This is a genomic window from Verrucomicrobiia bacterium, assembly GCA_036405135.1.
GTDB lineage: Bacteria > Verrucomicrobiota > Verrucomicrobiia > Limisphaerales > JAEYXS01 > JAEYXS01.
This window is the reverse complement of sequence record DASWYF010000033.1, coordinates 44,198-58,237: the sequence shown is the minus strand read 5'-3', so window position 1 is coordinate 58,237 and position 14,040 is coordinate 44,198. Positions and strand designations below refer to the sequence as shown.

Sequence of the window (14,040 nt, the reverse complement as noted above, 5' to 3'; positions counted from 1 at the left end):
CTTCCTTGACGGTTGGCCTAGGCAACGTAAAGTTAGCCCGGCTTTGCGCCCACACAAGTCAATGACATTGCGCTATTTAACTCTGCTGACCGTCCTGCTGGCCATATTCGCCCGCCCGGCCTCGGCCCAGACCAACAGCCTCTCGGCCGGGTTGTTGGCGCATGTCTTCCCTTTGACATTGCAACCTGGCGAACGGTTCGAACTGCTAGGACCACTTTTTTACCACCAGCAAAGCCAGGGCAACAACCTGTGGGCCATCCCGCCTCTTTTTGCCCGCACTACCGATCCTGAGATGGATATGACGGAGATGGATGTTCTATACCCGCTCGTCAGCTATGATCGTTTCGGCGCGGAGTATCGATTCCATATCCTCCAAGTGTTCGCTTTTGCAGGAGGCAAGACGTTGGACAAAGAAGTGCCGAAAGACCGCTTCACACTGTTCCCTTTTTATTTTCAGCAACGCTCGCCGGATACGAACCATAACTACACTGCATTCTTCCCGTTCTATGGCACGTTGAAGAACCGCCTGTTCCGCGACGAAATCCATTTCGTGGCCTTCCCCATTTATGGACAGAGCCGCAAGAAAGATGTGGTCACGGATAATTACATCTATCCCATCTTCCATCTGCGCAAAGGGGATAATTTGAGCGGCTGGCAGTTCTGGCCTATCTTCGGCCATGAATTCAAAGGCATGACCACCAAGACGAATGGTTTCGGTGACGTCGAGCCTGTCGCTGCCCATGACAAGTGGTTCGCCCTTTGGCCATTCTACCATCATAACGACTTGAATCTCGGTACGGATGATCCTCAAAAAGTTCGCGTATTGCTGCCCCTCTACAGCATCTACGAGTCCCCTTTGCGCGATTCCTACACCTTCCCCTGGCCGCTCGGTTTCACCTACACGGATGATCGCGCAAAGAAATACCATGAGTATGGCCTCCCCTGGCCCCTCATCGTTTTCGCCCGCGGTGAAAAAGTGGTGAACCGTGTCTGGCCGCTCTTCGGCAAAGCGAAGAATTCCTTCAAGCAAAGTGATTTCTACCTCTGGCCGGTGTGGAAGTACAACCGCATCCGGTCCGCGCCCTTGGACCGCGAACGTTCCCGCGTCATGTTCTTCCTCTACTCTGACTTGATCGAGCGGAACACCGATACGGGCAAGCACATGCGTCGCGTGGATTTCTGGCCCTTCTTCACCTCGAAGAAGGGCTTGGATGACAAGTATCGTCTCCAGATCCTTGCTCCGCTGGAACCGATGTTGCCGAACAACAAGAGCATCGAGCGCAGCTACTCGCCGCTCTGGTCCATCTGGCGCACGGAGCGTGACCCCAAGACACAGGCCTCCAGCCACTCGCTCTTGTGGAATCTCTATCGTAAGGACAAATCCCCGGAGCAGACAAAATGCTCGCTCCTGTTCGGTCTTTTCCAGTATCAATCCACGCCTGAGACCCGGCAATACCGGTTGTTCTACATCCCGCTGGGCAAAAAGGCGACTGGCTCGAAACCTGCCGTGCAGGAAGGCGCAAACTCGAAGTCATAGACTATGTTTCAGGACATCGGCGAAATGATCATCCTTTTCTGGCGCACGCTGCAGTCGCTCCCGCAGTTGTGGCGGCAGCGCCTGAAGACATTCGAGCAGCTCTTTGAGATCGGCAACGCCAGTCTCCTCATGGCGTGCATCCTCTCCCTCTTCATCGGCGGTGTGCTGGCCCTCCAGACGGGTCCGGTGATGGTCGAGCGCGGCCTGGCCGGCTTGATCGGCGGTATCGTCGGCATTTCCGTCTGCAAAGAACTCGCCCCTGTGATGATGGCGGTGCTCATCACCGGCCGCATCGGCTCTGCGATGGCCGCGGAGATCGGCTCCATGCGCGTCTATCAGGAGATCGATGCCTTGAAGACGATGAACATCAATCCCATCCAATACCTCGTCCTCCCGCGCGTGGTTGCCATCAGCCTGGCGCTGCCCATGCTCGTGGTCTTCGCGGTGATGGTCGGCTGGATGGGCGGCGCACTCGTCTCGGTGTTCAACAAAGACATCAGCATCTCGTTCGCCACCTATTTCAATAATTTGCGCAATGTGGTGGAGGTCAGCGATGTGGTAAACGGCCTGATCAAAAGTTTCGTCTTCGCGGTGACCATTGGTGTCGTCTGCTGCCATCAAGGCTTGCAGACCATCGGCGGACCGCGCGGCATCGGCCGTTCCGTCACCAAGGCGGTGGTGAACTCCATCGTGATGATCCTCATCCTGGATTACGTGCTCACCCGTATTCTCCTGTATTTTAATCTATGAGCCAGGCTGTCTCCAATCAGCACCCCAGCGTCAGCGTCGAGGTTAAGGGACTCCGCAAGAGTTTCCATGGCGTTGAGGTGTTGCATGGCATCGACCTGCAGATCAAGCCGCGTGAGATCTTCGTCATCATGGGGCCCAGCGGGAGCGGCAAGAGTGTGCTGCTCAAACACCTCATCGGTCTCGAGACACCTGATTCCGGCGATGTGCTGATCGACGATCACTCCATCAAATCGCCCGATATGCTGGAGCGCTACCGCCTGGCCATGGTCTTCCAGTCAGGCGCCTTGCTGAACTCTTTGACAGTGGCGGAGAACGTCGGCCTCTATTTGAGCGAGCACCGGCTCATGCCGCAGACAGACATCGACAAGTTGGTGAAGGAGAAGCTCGAGGCGCTCGGTCTGAAAGGGCAGGAGCATCGCATGCCCGAGGAACTTTCCGGAGGCATGAAGAAGCGCGTGGCCATCGCCCGTGCGCTCGTCATCGATCCGCAAGTCATCCTCTATGATGAACCGACCAGCGAGCTGGACCCCCTCATCGCCGTCACCATCGGCCAGGAGATCAAAACCCTGAATGAGCAGAGCGATGTGACCTCCATCGTCGTTTCCCATGATCGTGACCTCGCCTTCGGCATCGCCGATCGCATCGCCGTGATGCACGAGGGTAAAGTCCTGCAAGTAGGGACGCCCAAGGAATTGCAGCAGTCCAAAGATCCGCAGATCCAAAAATTTCTTAACGCCAGTTTCCAAAATTTAAATTAAAGCAGCCTTATGAAAAACACGCTCGAAACCAAGCTCGGCCTGTTCTTCGCCCTTGCGATGATCGCCGCCTTCATCCTGTTTGAGATGGTCGGCGCCTCCAACCTCTTCAAACGCGGCTACAAGCTGAACGGCCTTTTCGCCAACGTGCAGGAGCTGAAAGTGGGCGATCCCGTGAAGATGGCCGGCGTGGAAGTCGGTCGCGTGGATAAGATCGCCTTCGAGGACGACAAGGTGAAGGTCACCATGAAGATCAATGAAGGCGTGCCGGTGAAGACGGACGCCAAGGCCGCGATCAAGTTCGCCGGTCTCATGGGCCAGAACTTCGTCTCTATCAATCTCGGCATGGCACCGACTAAATTCGAAGACAATGGCACGATCGAGACCCTCGAGCAGGCTGACCTCAGCGCCATCATGGCCAAGCTGGATAACGTGGCCACCGGCATCGAGAACGTCACCAAGAGCTTCAGCGGTGACAGCATCCAGAACGTGCTCGGGCCGATGACGGACTTCCTGAAAGAGAACAATCCCAAGCTGAGCATCATCCTCGGCAACCTCCAGAACGTCTCCACGCAGATGGCGGAAGGCAAAGGCACCGTCGGCAAGCTCCTGACGGATGAAAGCCTCTTCAACGACGCCAAAGGCGCGGTGAACACATTGAACGCCACGGCGGAAGATATCAAAGTGGCCATCGGCGAAGCCCGCACGATTGTGGGTAACGCGAACCGCGCACTCGGTCAGGCTGAAGGCGCACTTACCGATGCACGTAAAGTCGTGAACGATATCAACGAAGGCAAAGGCTCCATGGGCAAATTGTTGAAGGATGAAACGCTTTACAACGAAACCACCACGGCCATGGTGAATCTGAAAGAGATCCTCGTGAAGATCAATTCAGGCCAAGGCTCTGTCGGCAAGCTCGTCAACGACGAGAGCTTCTACAAGAACGTGAAGATGACGCTGCAAAAGGTGGAGAAAGCCACCGAAGGCTTGGAAGACACCGGCCCGCTCAGCGTGCTGGGCACGGCGGTGAACAGCTTGTTCTAAACAAGCTGCTAAGCGAAATTTCCGTAATTTAAGGCGTGTCCATCATGACACGCTACCTCTTCTCCCTCGCCCCTCGGAGGGGAGAGGGCCGGGGTGAGGGGTGATTCCCTAATCGTTGATTCCCCATGCGCAAGCGCAAATGGCTCTGGTTCTTCCTGGTGCTCGCGCTTGTGGACGGTCTCTTCCTATTCTTGTGGCTGACACAAAAGAAAGAGCATCGCTACGATAATGAGATCGTGGCTGCCGCGACCAAATACGGCATGCACCCGGCGCTCATCAAAGCGGTGGTTTGGAAAGAAAGCCGTTTCGATGCCGATGCACGAGGCTCCGCACAAGAGCTCGGCCTCATGCAGATCCGTGAACCTGCCGCCATGGAATGGGCGGAAGCGGAGAAGCGAAAAGGCTTCGAACACAAAGACCTCCTTGACCCAAAACTGAACACGCTCGCGGGCACCTGGTATCTGCGCAAATTGATGCGCCGTTATCTGCACACAGATGACCCGCTCCCCTATGCACTGGCAGACTACAATGCGGGTCGCACCCATGTGCTGCGCTGGAACAAAGGAGCGGCTTCAACCAACAGCGCGGCCTTCATGACTGCGATGGATTACCCCGGTACAAAGCAATACATCATCGACGTAGCGGAGCGGTTCAAACACTACCAGGCGGAATTCCCGACAGCGCAGCCGGCGCAAAGATGATTCACGCGTGAAGGCTTTCCTTCGCTTGAAAATTAGTCTACCTTCAACCCGCTCGCCTTCAACAACGTCTCCTGCACCGCGAGGTCGTGGTCATAGCTCCACGCGAACGCTTTCTCACCACGGATGACTGCCGCCAGATCCAGAAATTCCAAATCATAGCGGCCGCCCATCTTCGGCATCTCCACGTCTTGCCAGCCCTTCTTGTAATCGCCTTGCACGCGGTCCAATGACATGCGGGCCTTCGGTGCTTCCAGCGGACGCACTTCCACCGTGCCTTGCTCGCCGCTCACAGTGAATTGCCGCCTCGCTTCGCCGCCTACTTCCACGAGCGCGCTATGGATCACCGCCGTCGCGTGTGGATATTCCAATACCGCATACTGATTGTCGGCGAAGCCATCGTTGGCAGAGGAAGAGCTTCGGTTGAACGCGGTCACTTTTTGTGGCTTGCCCAACACATAGATGGCCGAGTCCAGCACGTGGCAGCCCAGCTCGAACAACGCACCACCTGGATAACGCTTCAACCCCTCGCGAGAATTTTTATCCAACGCCTTGCTCATCGCCGCCTCAATGGAGAATACACGTCCCAGCCAGCCTTCCTTTGCGGCGCGATAGCAGAGCTGCACGCCCGGATTGTAGCGCAGCATGTAACCCATCTGGATGGTGAGCTTTTGTTTGCGCGCATTCTCCACGATCTTTTGAAAATGCGAAAACTTTTCACCCGCCGGTTTGTCGAGATGGATGTGCTTACCTGCCGCGATGCATTTCTCCGCCGTGTTCAGCAGGTCTTTCACTTCCGTCTCCACGGCAACTGCTTGAAGTCCTTTGCTGTTGAGCAATTGCTCCTCTGTAAGCCAGGTGACATCTTGATACGCTTTGTCGCGCATCGCTTTCTCACGCTGCTCAGGATCAGGCTCTACCACGCCGACGAGTTCGAAGTGTTCCGGGAATTTTCGGATGGCCGCGAGCTTGCCCGCTGCATGCGCATGACCCGTTCCGATCTGGCCGATCTTGATTTTGCCTGATCGCCCTGCGGGTTGGGCGAGTACCGTGTGTGGCAACAATGCCGCCGCACCTAATGCAGCTCCCGAACCAGTGATAAAATCGCGGCGGTTCATGATGTATTTCGCTGCTTTAGATCTGTGAACCTTCTGCGGGGACTAAAAACGTTTTCACGATCTTCGAGACGATCTTGGCATCGGCATACTCGGGAATCGCTTTCAGCTTCACCCATTCGGCATCTGTCCGGAACTTATTCCAGCTCGCGTCATGATCGGCCATGTCCTTGAAGACGAGCAGATAGGTAAGGTTCGGGCGATTCGCGCCGAGGACAGTTTCGCCAAAGAAAACAGGCGTCAAACCGGTGCGGCGGAAGATGCCAATCTCGCCCTTGTTGAACATCTCGATCTTCTTTTTGCCCGCCGGTTCGTTGTGGCTCTCGTACGTGCGCAATACGAACATACGCGGCTGGCCTTTCAGCTTGGGGACTTCGAGCTTCGTCATGCCGTCGAATGCCAGCATGAGCGTGCTCTCGATGCGTTCGTAAGCGGGTGCTTTGGCTTCGACGCCCAGATACTCAGCGCCGTTTTTCTGATATTGTGCATCGCCCGCCAGCTTGTCGTTCACTGTTTGAAATTGTTCCAAGCTCACGTAAGGGATGAGCACGCAGAATTTCAGCGGAGTCGTCGCCGTCTGCTCGCGAAAGGCACCGACTGCGGGAATACCCAATCGATTGAGCGCGGGGATCGCCGCCTTGGCCCAGTGGCGTTCCACCAAGGCGAGTTGCTCCGGCGTCTTCAACCAATAGGTGCGCCACTCGTAGTATTCAGGTTTCGCGGTCTTGGCGGAATCAGCAGCCATGGCAGTAGAAAGGTTGGAGGTGAGGCCGGTAATCGCGGCAGCAGCCGCAGTGGTGGTGATAAAACGGCGACGGTTCATGCACCAGAGAATATACAGGCATTTCAACCGCCGCAACCTGCGTTACGCACTTCATTTTGTTCAGTGACAATGCTATACATGGTCCATGCGCGCAGTGATCCAACGGGTGAGTGAAGCGAGTGTGACCATTGATGGCCAGATGAAGAGCCGTATTGGCCGTGGGCTGCTCGTACTCCTGGCGATCGAAGACGCCGATGCTGCGGAAGACATCGAATGGCTCACCGGCAAGGTAGCGCGCTTGCGTGTGTTCGATGATGCGGAAGGAGTGATGAACCTAGACGTCACGGCGGCTCAAGGACAGGTGCTCGTCGTCAGCCAGTTCACGCTCTTCGCCAGCACGCGCAAAGGCAATCGGCCCTCCTATACTCGCTCCTCACGCCCCGAATTCGCCGTGCCCATGTATGAGCAATTTGTGAAAGCGCTGGCGACTGCTTTGGGTCAGCCAGTGCAAACCGGTGAGTTCGGCGCGGATATGAAAGTGGCACTCCTCAATGACGGACCGGTGACCATCATCATCGATTCCAAGCTGCGCGAGTAATCGTGCGCTGCATCATTACTTCGCTCCAAGCACCAGTTTGCGCGGTTCCGTCTCACCATCCACCCGGATCATCACATGATCCGCCGAGATGCTCACGCAGGTCACCTGCACGCTGGCAGTACCCAAGTGCAGTTTGAAACTGTCCCCCGTAGTAAATGCCTTGTTATTGATCAGCGCCACAGGTTTCGCGGTACCCGAAATCCCTTTCAAGGCCAGCTTGTCATAAACCGATTTGTCCACCGGCCCTTTGGACGCGGGGAGGTGGGCCGCGACTACTGTGTTCGTCTTGGGTGGTGCTGGCGGTGCGGCGGGCATCGTTTTCAGCAATTGCTCGATGAATACCTTCGGTCCGCCTTCCATATAGCCGAGCTGTTGCAGAACCTTGCCCGATCCATCCACCAGAAACAGCGTAGGATAGCCGGTGACGCGGTATTTCTCTTGCAAGGCTTGGTTGGCCTGTTGCAGCGCAGCAGACTGAGGTTTGCGATTGGGGAAATCGACCTCCACCAAAACCAAGCGGCTCTTGGCGAACTCATCAAACTCCGGTGTGTTGAAGACTTCGTTCTTCAACCGGATGCACCAACCGCACCAGTCGGACCCGGTGAAATTGATCAATACCGGCCGTTTGTGGACCTGCGCCGCCTTCAGCGCGGCGTTATAGTCCGTAGACCAATGAGCAGCTGGTAGTGAAAAATTACCCAGCAAGAATACGACTACGGCCAGTATGGTGCGGCGCATATAAAACCTCAATTGTTACCGGTCTTGCCAATGATGCCAGACCGGCCACAACGAGTTTTACACGATCGCCACCGGATTCACAAGTGTTCCGATGCCGGACACAGTGATGCGCACCACATCCTTTTGCTGCAGGGTGAAGTCATCATTCGGCACGATGCCTGTGCCCGTGAGCAACAGCGCCCCATGAGGGAATGTTTGTGAACGGCAGAGGAAACCTGCTAGCTCTTTGAACGTGCGCTTGATCTGATCAATGGACGTTTCGCCTGAGAAGACCGTTTTGCCGAGGCGCTGGATCTCCACGCCGATCTTCCAAGTGCGCACGATTTCTTCAGTGACACCGACCACGACAAAAGGCCCGACCGCGCAGGAGCGATCATACATCTTGGCCTGCGGGAGATAGAGCAGGTTCTCACCCTCGATGTCACGCGAGCTCATGTCATTGCCGATAGTGTAGCCGACGATGCCGCCACGCGAATTGATCACCAGAGCCAGTTCCGGCTCCGGCACGTTCCACTTCGCATCGCGACGGATACCGACGTCATCACCGGTCGGTACCGTCTTTTCCGGCATGGATTTGAAGAAGATTTCCGGGCGCTCGGCGTCATACACGCGATCGTATGCGCAGGCGCTGAACTCGGATTCGTCCATGCGCGCTTTCTTGCTGCGCAGATAGGTGACACCGGCGGCCCAAACCTCTTGGCGTTCGACAGGCGAAAGCAACTTCACTTCAGATAGTGGGCGCTTCGGCATGTCTGTCTTCGACAGGCCCGTTAGACGCGCGATCAGATCTTCGCTCTCCAGCAAAGGGGTCATCAATTCCACACCGGCAGAGGTAAGATCCGAAACGGTGTTGTCATCATGCACCAGACCGATGCGGATCTGGGACTTCGTATTCAGATAACGGCAGAGTTTGAACATATCTATCTTTCTCTTGATCCCGGCATCCCGCCCCAACTCGGATGCCCGATCTTTTTCTTAGTCTGTTGAATGGGTTTAAGCCGAGTAATCCAGATACACGGTCTTGATGCGCGAATAGAACTCGATCGCGCCCGCCCCCTGCTCCTTGAAGGAATCCGTGCTGGATTTCTTTACCCCGCCGAACGGCGCCTGCAGCGCCAGCCCGGTCGAGATCTGGTTTACCTTAACCACGCCGGCCTGGATGCGCTCGGAATAGATCATGGCCTTCTTGATGTCCTTCGTCACGATGGCTGCGGACAGGCCCACATCCACACCGTTGGCCACCGTCATGGCTTCTTCAAAGCTCTCCACCGGGATGATCGCGACGACTGGGCCGAACACTTCTTCCTGTGCGATGCGCATCGTCGGTGTCACACCCGTGAGCACCGCGGGCTGCATGAAGTAACCGTGTGCGAGATCGCCTTCCGTGAGGCGTTGGCCGCCCCAGGCGAGCGTAGCGCCTTCCTTCACCGCGATGTCGATGTAGTCCAAGTTGCCCTTGAACTCCTGTTCGTTCACGGTTGGCCCCATCGTCACACCTTCGCTCAAGCCATTGCCCACCTTGATGGCTTTCGCCTTCTCGACCAGCTTCGCAGTGAACGCTTCCGCCACGCTCTTCTCCACGATCACCCGGCTCGTGGCCGTACAAGCCTGGCCGGTGAGACCGAAGCCTGCGATGGCCACCAGACGCGCAGCGAGATCGAGATCCGCATCCGCGAGGACGATGGTCGGGTTCTTGCCGCCCATCTCCATCTGCGCGCGCGTCATGTTCTTGGCGAGCTGCTGATATACCGCCGAACCCACCTTGTGCGAACCGGTAAATGAGAGCGCAGCAACGTGCGGATTCGTGGAAAGCTCCGTACCGACGGCCCGGCCATCACCCGTCACCACGTTCAGCACACCTTTCGGCAACCCCGCTTCCGTCAAGACTTTCGCCAGCTCCATCGTCATCGCTGGTGCCTGGGAGGCTGGTTTGATGATCACGGTGTTACCGCAGAGCAGTGCCGGGGCCATCTTCCACGCCGGAATGGCGATCGGGAAATTCCACGGCGTGATGAGCGCGACCACACCGACTGGTTCACGACGCGTGTAAAGCAAGTTGTTCGGCAGATCGTGCGGGATCGTCTGACCTCCCACGGTGTAGCTCAAGCCGCCAAAAAAGCGGAAGATATCCGCCGTGCGCTGCACCTCACCCGTGGCTTCCGCGAGCGTCTTGCCTTCTTCCTGCGTGAGGAGCTTGGCGAGTTCGGGCTTGCGCGCTTCGATCAGCTGGCTGGCCTTGCTCAACACGCGACCGCGTGCGACTGAAGTTGCAGCCGACCACCCGGCCAAAGCGGCCTTCGCCGCTTCGATCGCAGCCACGGCATCCGGCTGGCCGCTCTGGGCGTATTGCGCCACTACTTCGCGCGTGTTCGCCGGATTCGTGTTTTGAAATGCCTGGCCGGACTTGGCCGGAACCCATTCCCCGCCGATGAAATTCTGATACGTCTGCATAGCTTTGCCTGATAAAAGGCAAAGCATAAGCCTCCCGATTCATCACGCAATCCAAGAAACCGAAAAGCTGAAACTGCTGGCGCATCTGCGGACTGCCTTCAGTGTGCTGCCGCCGTCATAACGGCAGGAGCGGGGCATCCGTCAGGCAGCATGTGGTTCGATCTTAGATATATCCCGACCATATCACTCTCCGACAGGCTGGAACCCGCCAAACCTAGCTGCCTCCTTCCCTTCGGCTGAGCATTACCCACAAATATTTTGGCGAGAAAAGAGCGATCCAAGGCTCGCTGTTCCCTCTTATGGTGGGGCAAAGCTGCCGCTTTGCCCTAACTTTGGCCTTCACCGCCGAACTCGAAAATCGAACCGGCCATCGAAAATGCCCGTTATTCCAAGCGCTCGAGACTTATGGGTAATGATCAGCCCCATCTGGGTTTGATCTGTGGCTAGAGCGGTAAAAAATACTGTAGCCGATTGTCTTGGGGAGCGAAGCGGGCAGTCTTTTTTGGGTTCTGGCTTCGTTTCGGCGCAGTCGCAGAGACTTTGGAACCTGCTCCTTCGCCAAAGCCTCGTCCCAATCGACCACACTGTTTTTTAAAGCGCTCTAATCCTGAAAAGACAAACCGCGTCCAATCTCTTGGACGCGGTTTTCTTGTTTCAAAAGTTCCTGCCCCTTACTTCAACTCATTCGACTGCATGTAAGCCGTGATGTCCGCCAGATCCTGCGCGCTCAGGCCCAGCATGTCTGCGCTGAACATTAGCGAACGGTCCAGCTTCTTCACGCTCTTGATCTTGCTGCGCGGGATCGTCTGCGTCTGGCCAGCCATGGACTTGATGATGACCGGGTCACCATTCGCCAACACCATGCCGTGGACGATCGCACCATCCTTGGCGATCAGTTCGCTGCCATCAAAGCCATGGGCGATCTCCGATGACGGATTGATCATCGCGTTCAAGACCACTTCACGCGTCTGTTGTTTGCCAAACTGGGTAAGGTCTGGACCGAAGTCCGTGCCTTGATCACCCATACGATGGCAGGTGTAGCAGACCACCACCGCCGTCTTGCCCTTGGCCACGTCGCCCTTGAGCGCCAAGATTTCCTTGATCGGCGGCAGCTTGGATGGAGTCGTTGGAGCAGGAGGCATCTCCACCGGAGAGATCTGCACGGTCTCCGGATCATACAGCCCGTTCTTCTTCAAGGCTTCGGCCACGCCGAATTCCTTCCAATCATTGCCCATGCGGTTGAAGAGCCACCACATCGCCTCGCCCTTGAGCGGGAAATCCTTCGCCTGTGCCAGCTCCACCATGGCCATCGCGGCCTCACGCGTCTTGATGAATGCGATGCCATCCATCATGCGCTTGCGTTGATCGGACGAAACGCTGGCAGAAAGCGCCCGCGCTTTCATGTCCGCTACAGCCTTGGGCGGGCCCAAGCGCCAAGCGATCCAACCGAGGCTGTCGCTCCAGTCTGTTGATGCCTTGCCGTTGCCCAGCTTCTGCGCCACAGCGGCGTAGATTGCTGGTGATTGATTGTCCGCTGCCGTGCCGAACGCTTCGAGATAAGTGCGGTCCTTGCCATCGAACTGCTCCGCCAAACGCACGAGCAACTCCTGCTTCTGGTTCAACGGTTGATCGCGCAAGGACAACGCTACTTCACGACGCACTGCCGCTGATGGATCATACACCATGCGATTGGCCAGCGTGACGATGTCATAACCACTGCGACGCAGCGCGCGGTAAGCCACGATGCGCGTCTCTTCGTCTTTGTCCTTCAAGAGCGTTTCCACCTTCGCCACACCCTTCGGTCCCATCTGCGCAAGGAGCCAGATGGCGCGGGCGGCGATGAACTTGTTGCTGTCGTTCAGCACTTTGCTCACCGCAGGCACGGCCTTCTCGCCTTGTTCTTGCAAGCGTGTGAAACCGAGGTTGCGTACATTCACCGCCGGGCTCTTGAGTGCTTCGATCTGGCCAGCCGTCGTGCTCAGGTCATACTTCGGGATCTTGGGTTTGAAGCCCTTCGGCGCGATGCGATAGATCGTGCCAGACAACGTGCTATCCAAGTCAGCATGACCACCTACGCGGGCATCGAACCAATCCGACACATACAACGCACCATCCGCACCCACGAGCACATCTGACGGACGGAACAGCGTTTTCATCTCATGGTTCACGCTGTTATTGCCACCGAGGAAGTCGGAACCAGCAAACTGCTTCTCTTTGTTTGAGGTGAGGAAGTCGAAGCGATCCAGTTGGAAGCCCGCACCCGAGAGCTTCGGCACATAGCCGAACACCACGTTACGACCGGCCTCGCAAGTAAGCAGGAGGCCTTGGCCTTCCCACTTCTTACCGAGCGCACCGTTCTCATAGAAGGCCACACCCGTCGGGGAACCACCGCCATACACATCGCCAGCAGGCATGGTACCCGGATCATCTTGGCGCCACTCCGCTTTTTGGATCGTCTGGCCCGGGCGCATGTCCGCACGCCAGGCGCGCTTGCCATCACGAGAGGCGAAGCCCGCGTTGCCGTATTCCATCACGTAGCTGACGCGGCACGCCGGGGGATCATCGTTGTCATTTTGGAAAACATCGCCGAGCGAGGAAACCGATTGCTCGTAGCTGTTGCGGTAATTATGACCGATGATCTCGGTGTAAGTGCCGTCCGGCTTCATACGCGCGGAAAAACCGCCGATCCACACGTTGCCATCATCGCTCTTGCTGCCCGCGATCTTCGTCGGATCGAAGGTCACGTCTTCCTTCCGCAAATTCGGCATGTAAGGGCTGCCGATGCGGAAGGTCTTGCCGGATTTGTCCGTGAACACCGCACCGCAGTTGCCGCTATTCCAATACCACAAGCCATCGGGCCCAGCAGTGACGGAGTGGAGGCTGTGATCGTGATTACGACCATTGATACCCGTAAGCAGCACCTCGCGCTTGTCACCGGCATCGAACACCTGGTTCCGGTTCACATCCGTGTAGACGATCATGCTCGGCGTCTGCGAGACGATGATCTTGTTATCCATCACGGCGATGCCTAGCGGCGCTTCCAGAAATTTCTCCTGCACGAACACATGGCTCTTGTCCGCCTTGCCATCGCCATCCGTGTCTTGCAGCACCATGATGCGATCGCCTTCCGGACGGCGCCCCGCATGACTGCGATAGTTCACACCTTCGCAAACCCAGATGCGGCCCGCTTCATCGGTATCGATATTTGTGGGATTGTGCAGCATCGGCGAGGTGGCCCAAACGGTGACTTCGAGGCCTTCGGGCACAGCGAACATTTCCGTGGGGACAATGACGGGTTTTTGCTCAGATGCAGGTGCAGCGGCAGCAGGCTTGGGCTGATTCTGCGCATGTGAGCCCATGCTGAGCGCAGCGACGCCCAAGGCACAGGCGAGAATTCGGCGAGTGGTCATAAGGTGGCAGGATGATTTACCAACCAGAGCAGGGAGGGAAGGGGAAAATCGAAAGAATGTCCAATGACGAAATCCGAATGACCAAGGAACAAAAAGAAACTCCAAATCCCAAACACCAAGCTCCAGTGAAATCTAAAGCTCCAATAAGGTATGCGGTTACTTGAGAGTTGATGTTTCTCTG

Annotated in this window: 12 protein-coding genes; 6 read left to right on the top strand and 6 right to left on the bottom strand. The window is 56.7% G+C overall.

Annotated elements, in window-relative coordinates; translation table 11 throughout:
* The first annotated feature begins 67 nt into the window (after window positions 1–67).
* The 5 genes from VGH19_15600 to VGH19_15580 all read left to right on the top strand — a co-directional run bounded on the left by VGH19_15600 (window position 68) and on the right by VGH19_15580 (window position 4,787).
* A complete protein-coding gene (locus VGH19_15600) occupies window positions 68–1,537 on the top strand; it encodes a hypothetical protein (GenBank protein ID HEY1172792.1) in 1,470 nt (489 codons plus the stop codon).
* Window positions 1,538–1,540: 3 nt separating this feature from the next.
* Window positions 1,541–2,287, top strand: coding sequence for an ABC transporter permease (locus VGH19_15595; GenBank protein ID HEY1172791.1), 747 nt, complete (start codon window positions 1,541–1,543; stop codon window positions 2,285–2,287).
* Complete coding sequence (locus VGH19_15590; GenBank protein ID HEY1172790.1) at window positions 2,284–3,045, top strand: ATP-binding cassette domain-containing protein; 762 nt, start codon at window positions 2,284–2,286, stop codon at window positions 3,043–3,045. The genes VGH19_15595 and VGH19_15590 overlap by 4 nt, the downstream gene beginning before the upstream one ends.
* Before the next feature lie 9 nt (window positions 3,046–3,054).
* Window positions 3,055–4,086 (top strand): MlaD family protein, encoded by a 1,032-nt coding sequence (locus VGH19_15585; protein ID HEY1172789.1) that lies wholly within the window; start codon window positions 3,055–3,057, stop codon window positions 4,084–4,086.
* 125 nt (window positions 4,087–4,211) lie between these two features.
* Complete coding sequence (locus VGH19_15580; GenBank protein HEY1172788.1) at window positions 4,212–4,787, top strand: lytic transglycosylase domain-containing protein; 576 nt, start codon at window positions 4,212–4,214, stop codon at window positions 4,785–4,787.
* A gap of 32 nt (window positions 4,788–4,819) precedes the next feature.
* Here the strand turns inward: VGH19_15580 and VGH19_15575 are convergent, their stop codons facing one another.
* On the bottom strand, window positions 4,820–5,902 hold the full coding sequence (locus VGH19_15575; protein HEY1172787.1) for a Gfo/Idh/MocA family oxidoreductase: 1,083 nt from the start codon (window positions 5,900–5,902) through the stop codon (window positions 4,820–4,822).
* Between the two features lie 16 nt (window positions 5,903–5,918).
* A complete protein-coding gene (locus VGH19_15570; protein HEY1172786.1) occupies window positions 5,919–6,722 on the bottom strand; it encodes an NIPSNAP family protein in 804 nt (267 codons plus the stop codon).
* An 85-nt stretch (window positions 6,723–6,807) separates the two neighbouring features.
* On the opposite strand from VGH19_15570, the gene dtd reads away from it, so the two are divergent.
* Window positions 6,808–7,260 carry a D-aminoacyl-tRNA deacylase gene (gene dtd / locus VGH19_15565; GenBank protein ID HEY1172785.1) on the top strand — a complete coding sequence of 151 codons (453 nt, stop codon included), beginning with the start codon at window positions 6,808–6,810 and terminating at the stop codon, window positions 7,258–7,260.
* Between the two features lie 15 nt (window positions 7,261–7,275).
* Here dtd and VGH19_15560 read toward each other — a convergent pair whose 3' ends face one another.
* The 4 genes from VGH19_15560 to VGH19_15545 form a co-directional block, all read right to left on the bottom strand.
* Window positions 7,276–7,998 carry a thioredoxin family protein gene (locus VGH19_15560; GenBank protein HEY1172784.1) on the bottom strand — a complete coding sequence of 241 codons (723 nt, stop codon included), beginning with the start codon at window positions 7,996–7,998 and terminating at the stop codon, window positions 7,276–7,278.
* A gap of 57 nt (window positions 7,999–8,055) precedes the next feature.
* A complete protein-coding gene (locus tag VGH19_15555) occupies window positions 8,056–8,916 on the bottom strand; it encodes a fumarylacetoacetate hydrolase family protein (protein HEY1172783.1) in 861 nt (286 codons plus the stop codon).
* Between the two features lie 75 nt (window positions 8,917–8,991).
* Window positions 8,992–10,449, bottom strand: a complete 1,458-nt coding sequence (locus VGH19_15550; GenBank protein HEY1172782.1) for an aldehyde dehydrogenase family protein — start codon at window positions 10,447–10,449, stop codon at window positions 8,992–8,994.
* A gap of 671 nt (window positions 10,450–11,120) precedes the next feature.
* Window positions 11,121–13,859, bottom strand: a complete 2,739-nt coding sequence (locus VGH19_15545) for a PVC-type heme-binding CxxCH protein (GenBank protein ID HEY1172781.1) — start codon at window positions 13,857–13,859, stop codon at window positions 11,121–11,123.
* Window positions 13,860–14,040 lie beyond the last annotated feature (181 nt).

Coding starts and splice junctions, on each gene's coding strand:
- VGH19_15595 (HEY1172791.1), top strand. CDS start 1,541: ATGTTTCAGGACATCGGCGAAATGATCATCCTTTTCTGGCGCACGCTG.
- VGH19_15590 (HEY1172790.1), top strand. CDS start 2,284: ATGAGCCAGGCTGTCTCCAATCAGCACCCCAGCGTCAGCGTCGAGGTT.
- VGH19_15585 (HEY1172789.1), top strand. CDS start 3,055: ATGAAAAACACGCTCGAAACCAAGCTCGGCCTGTTCTTCGCCCTTGCG.
- VGH19_15580 (HEY1172788.1), top strand. CDS start 4,212: ATGCGCAAGCGCAAATGGCTCTGGTTCTTCCTGGTGCTCGCGCTTGTG.
- VGH19_15575 (HEY1172787.1), bottom strand. CDS start 5,902: ATGAACCGCCGCGATTTTATCACTGGTTCGGGAGCTGCATTAGGTGCG.
- VGH19_15570 (HEY1172786.1), bottom strand. CDS start 6,722: ATGAACCGTCGCCGTTTTATCACCACCACTGCGGCTGCTGCCGCGATT.
- dtd (HEY1172785.1), top strand. CDS start 6,808: ATGCGCGCAGTGATCCAACGGGTGAGTGAAGCGAGTGTGACCATTGAT.
- VGH19_15560 (HEY1172784.1), bottom strand. CDS start 7,998: ATGCGCCGCACCATACTGGCCGTAGTCGTATTCTTGCTGGGTAATTTT.
- VGH19_15555 (HEY1172783.1), bottom strand. CDS start 8,916: ATGTTCAAACTCTGCCGTTATCTGAATACGAAGTCCCAGATCCGCATC.
- VGH19_15550 (HEY1172782.1), bottom strand. CDS start 10,449: ATGCAGACGTATCAGAATTTCATCGGCGGGGAATGGGTTCCGGCCAAG.
- VGH19_15545 (HEY1172781.1), bottom strand. CDS start 13,859: ATGACCACTCGCCGAATTCTCGCCTGTGCCTTGGGCGTCGCTGCGCTC.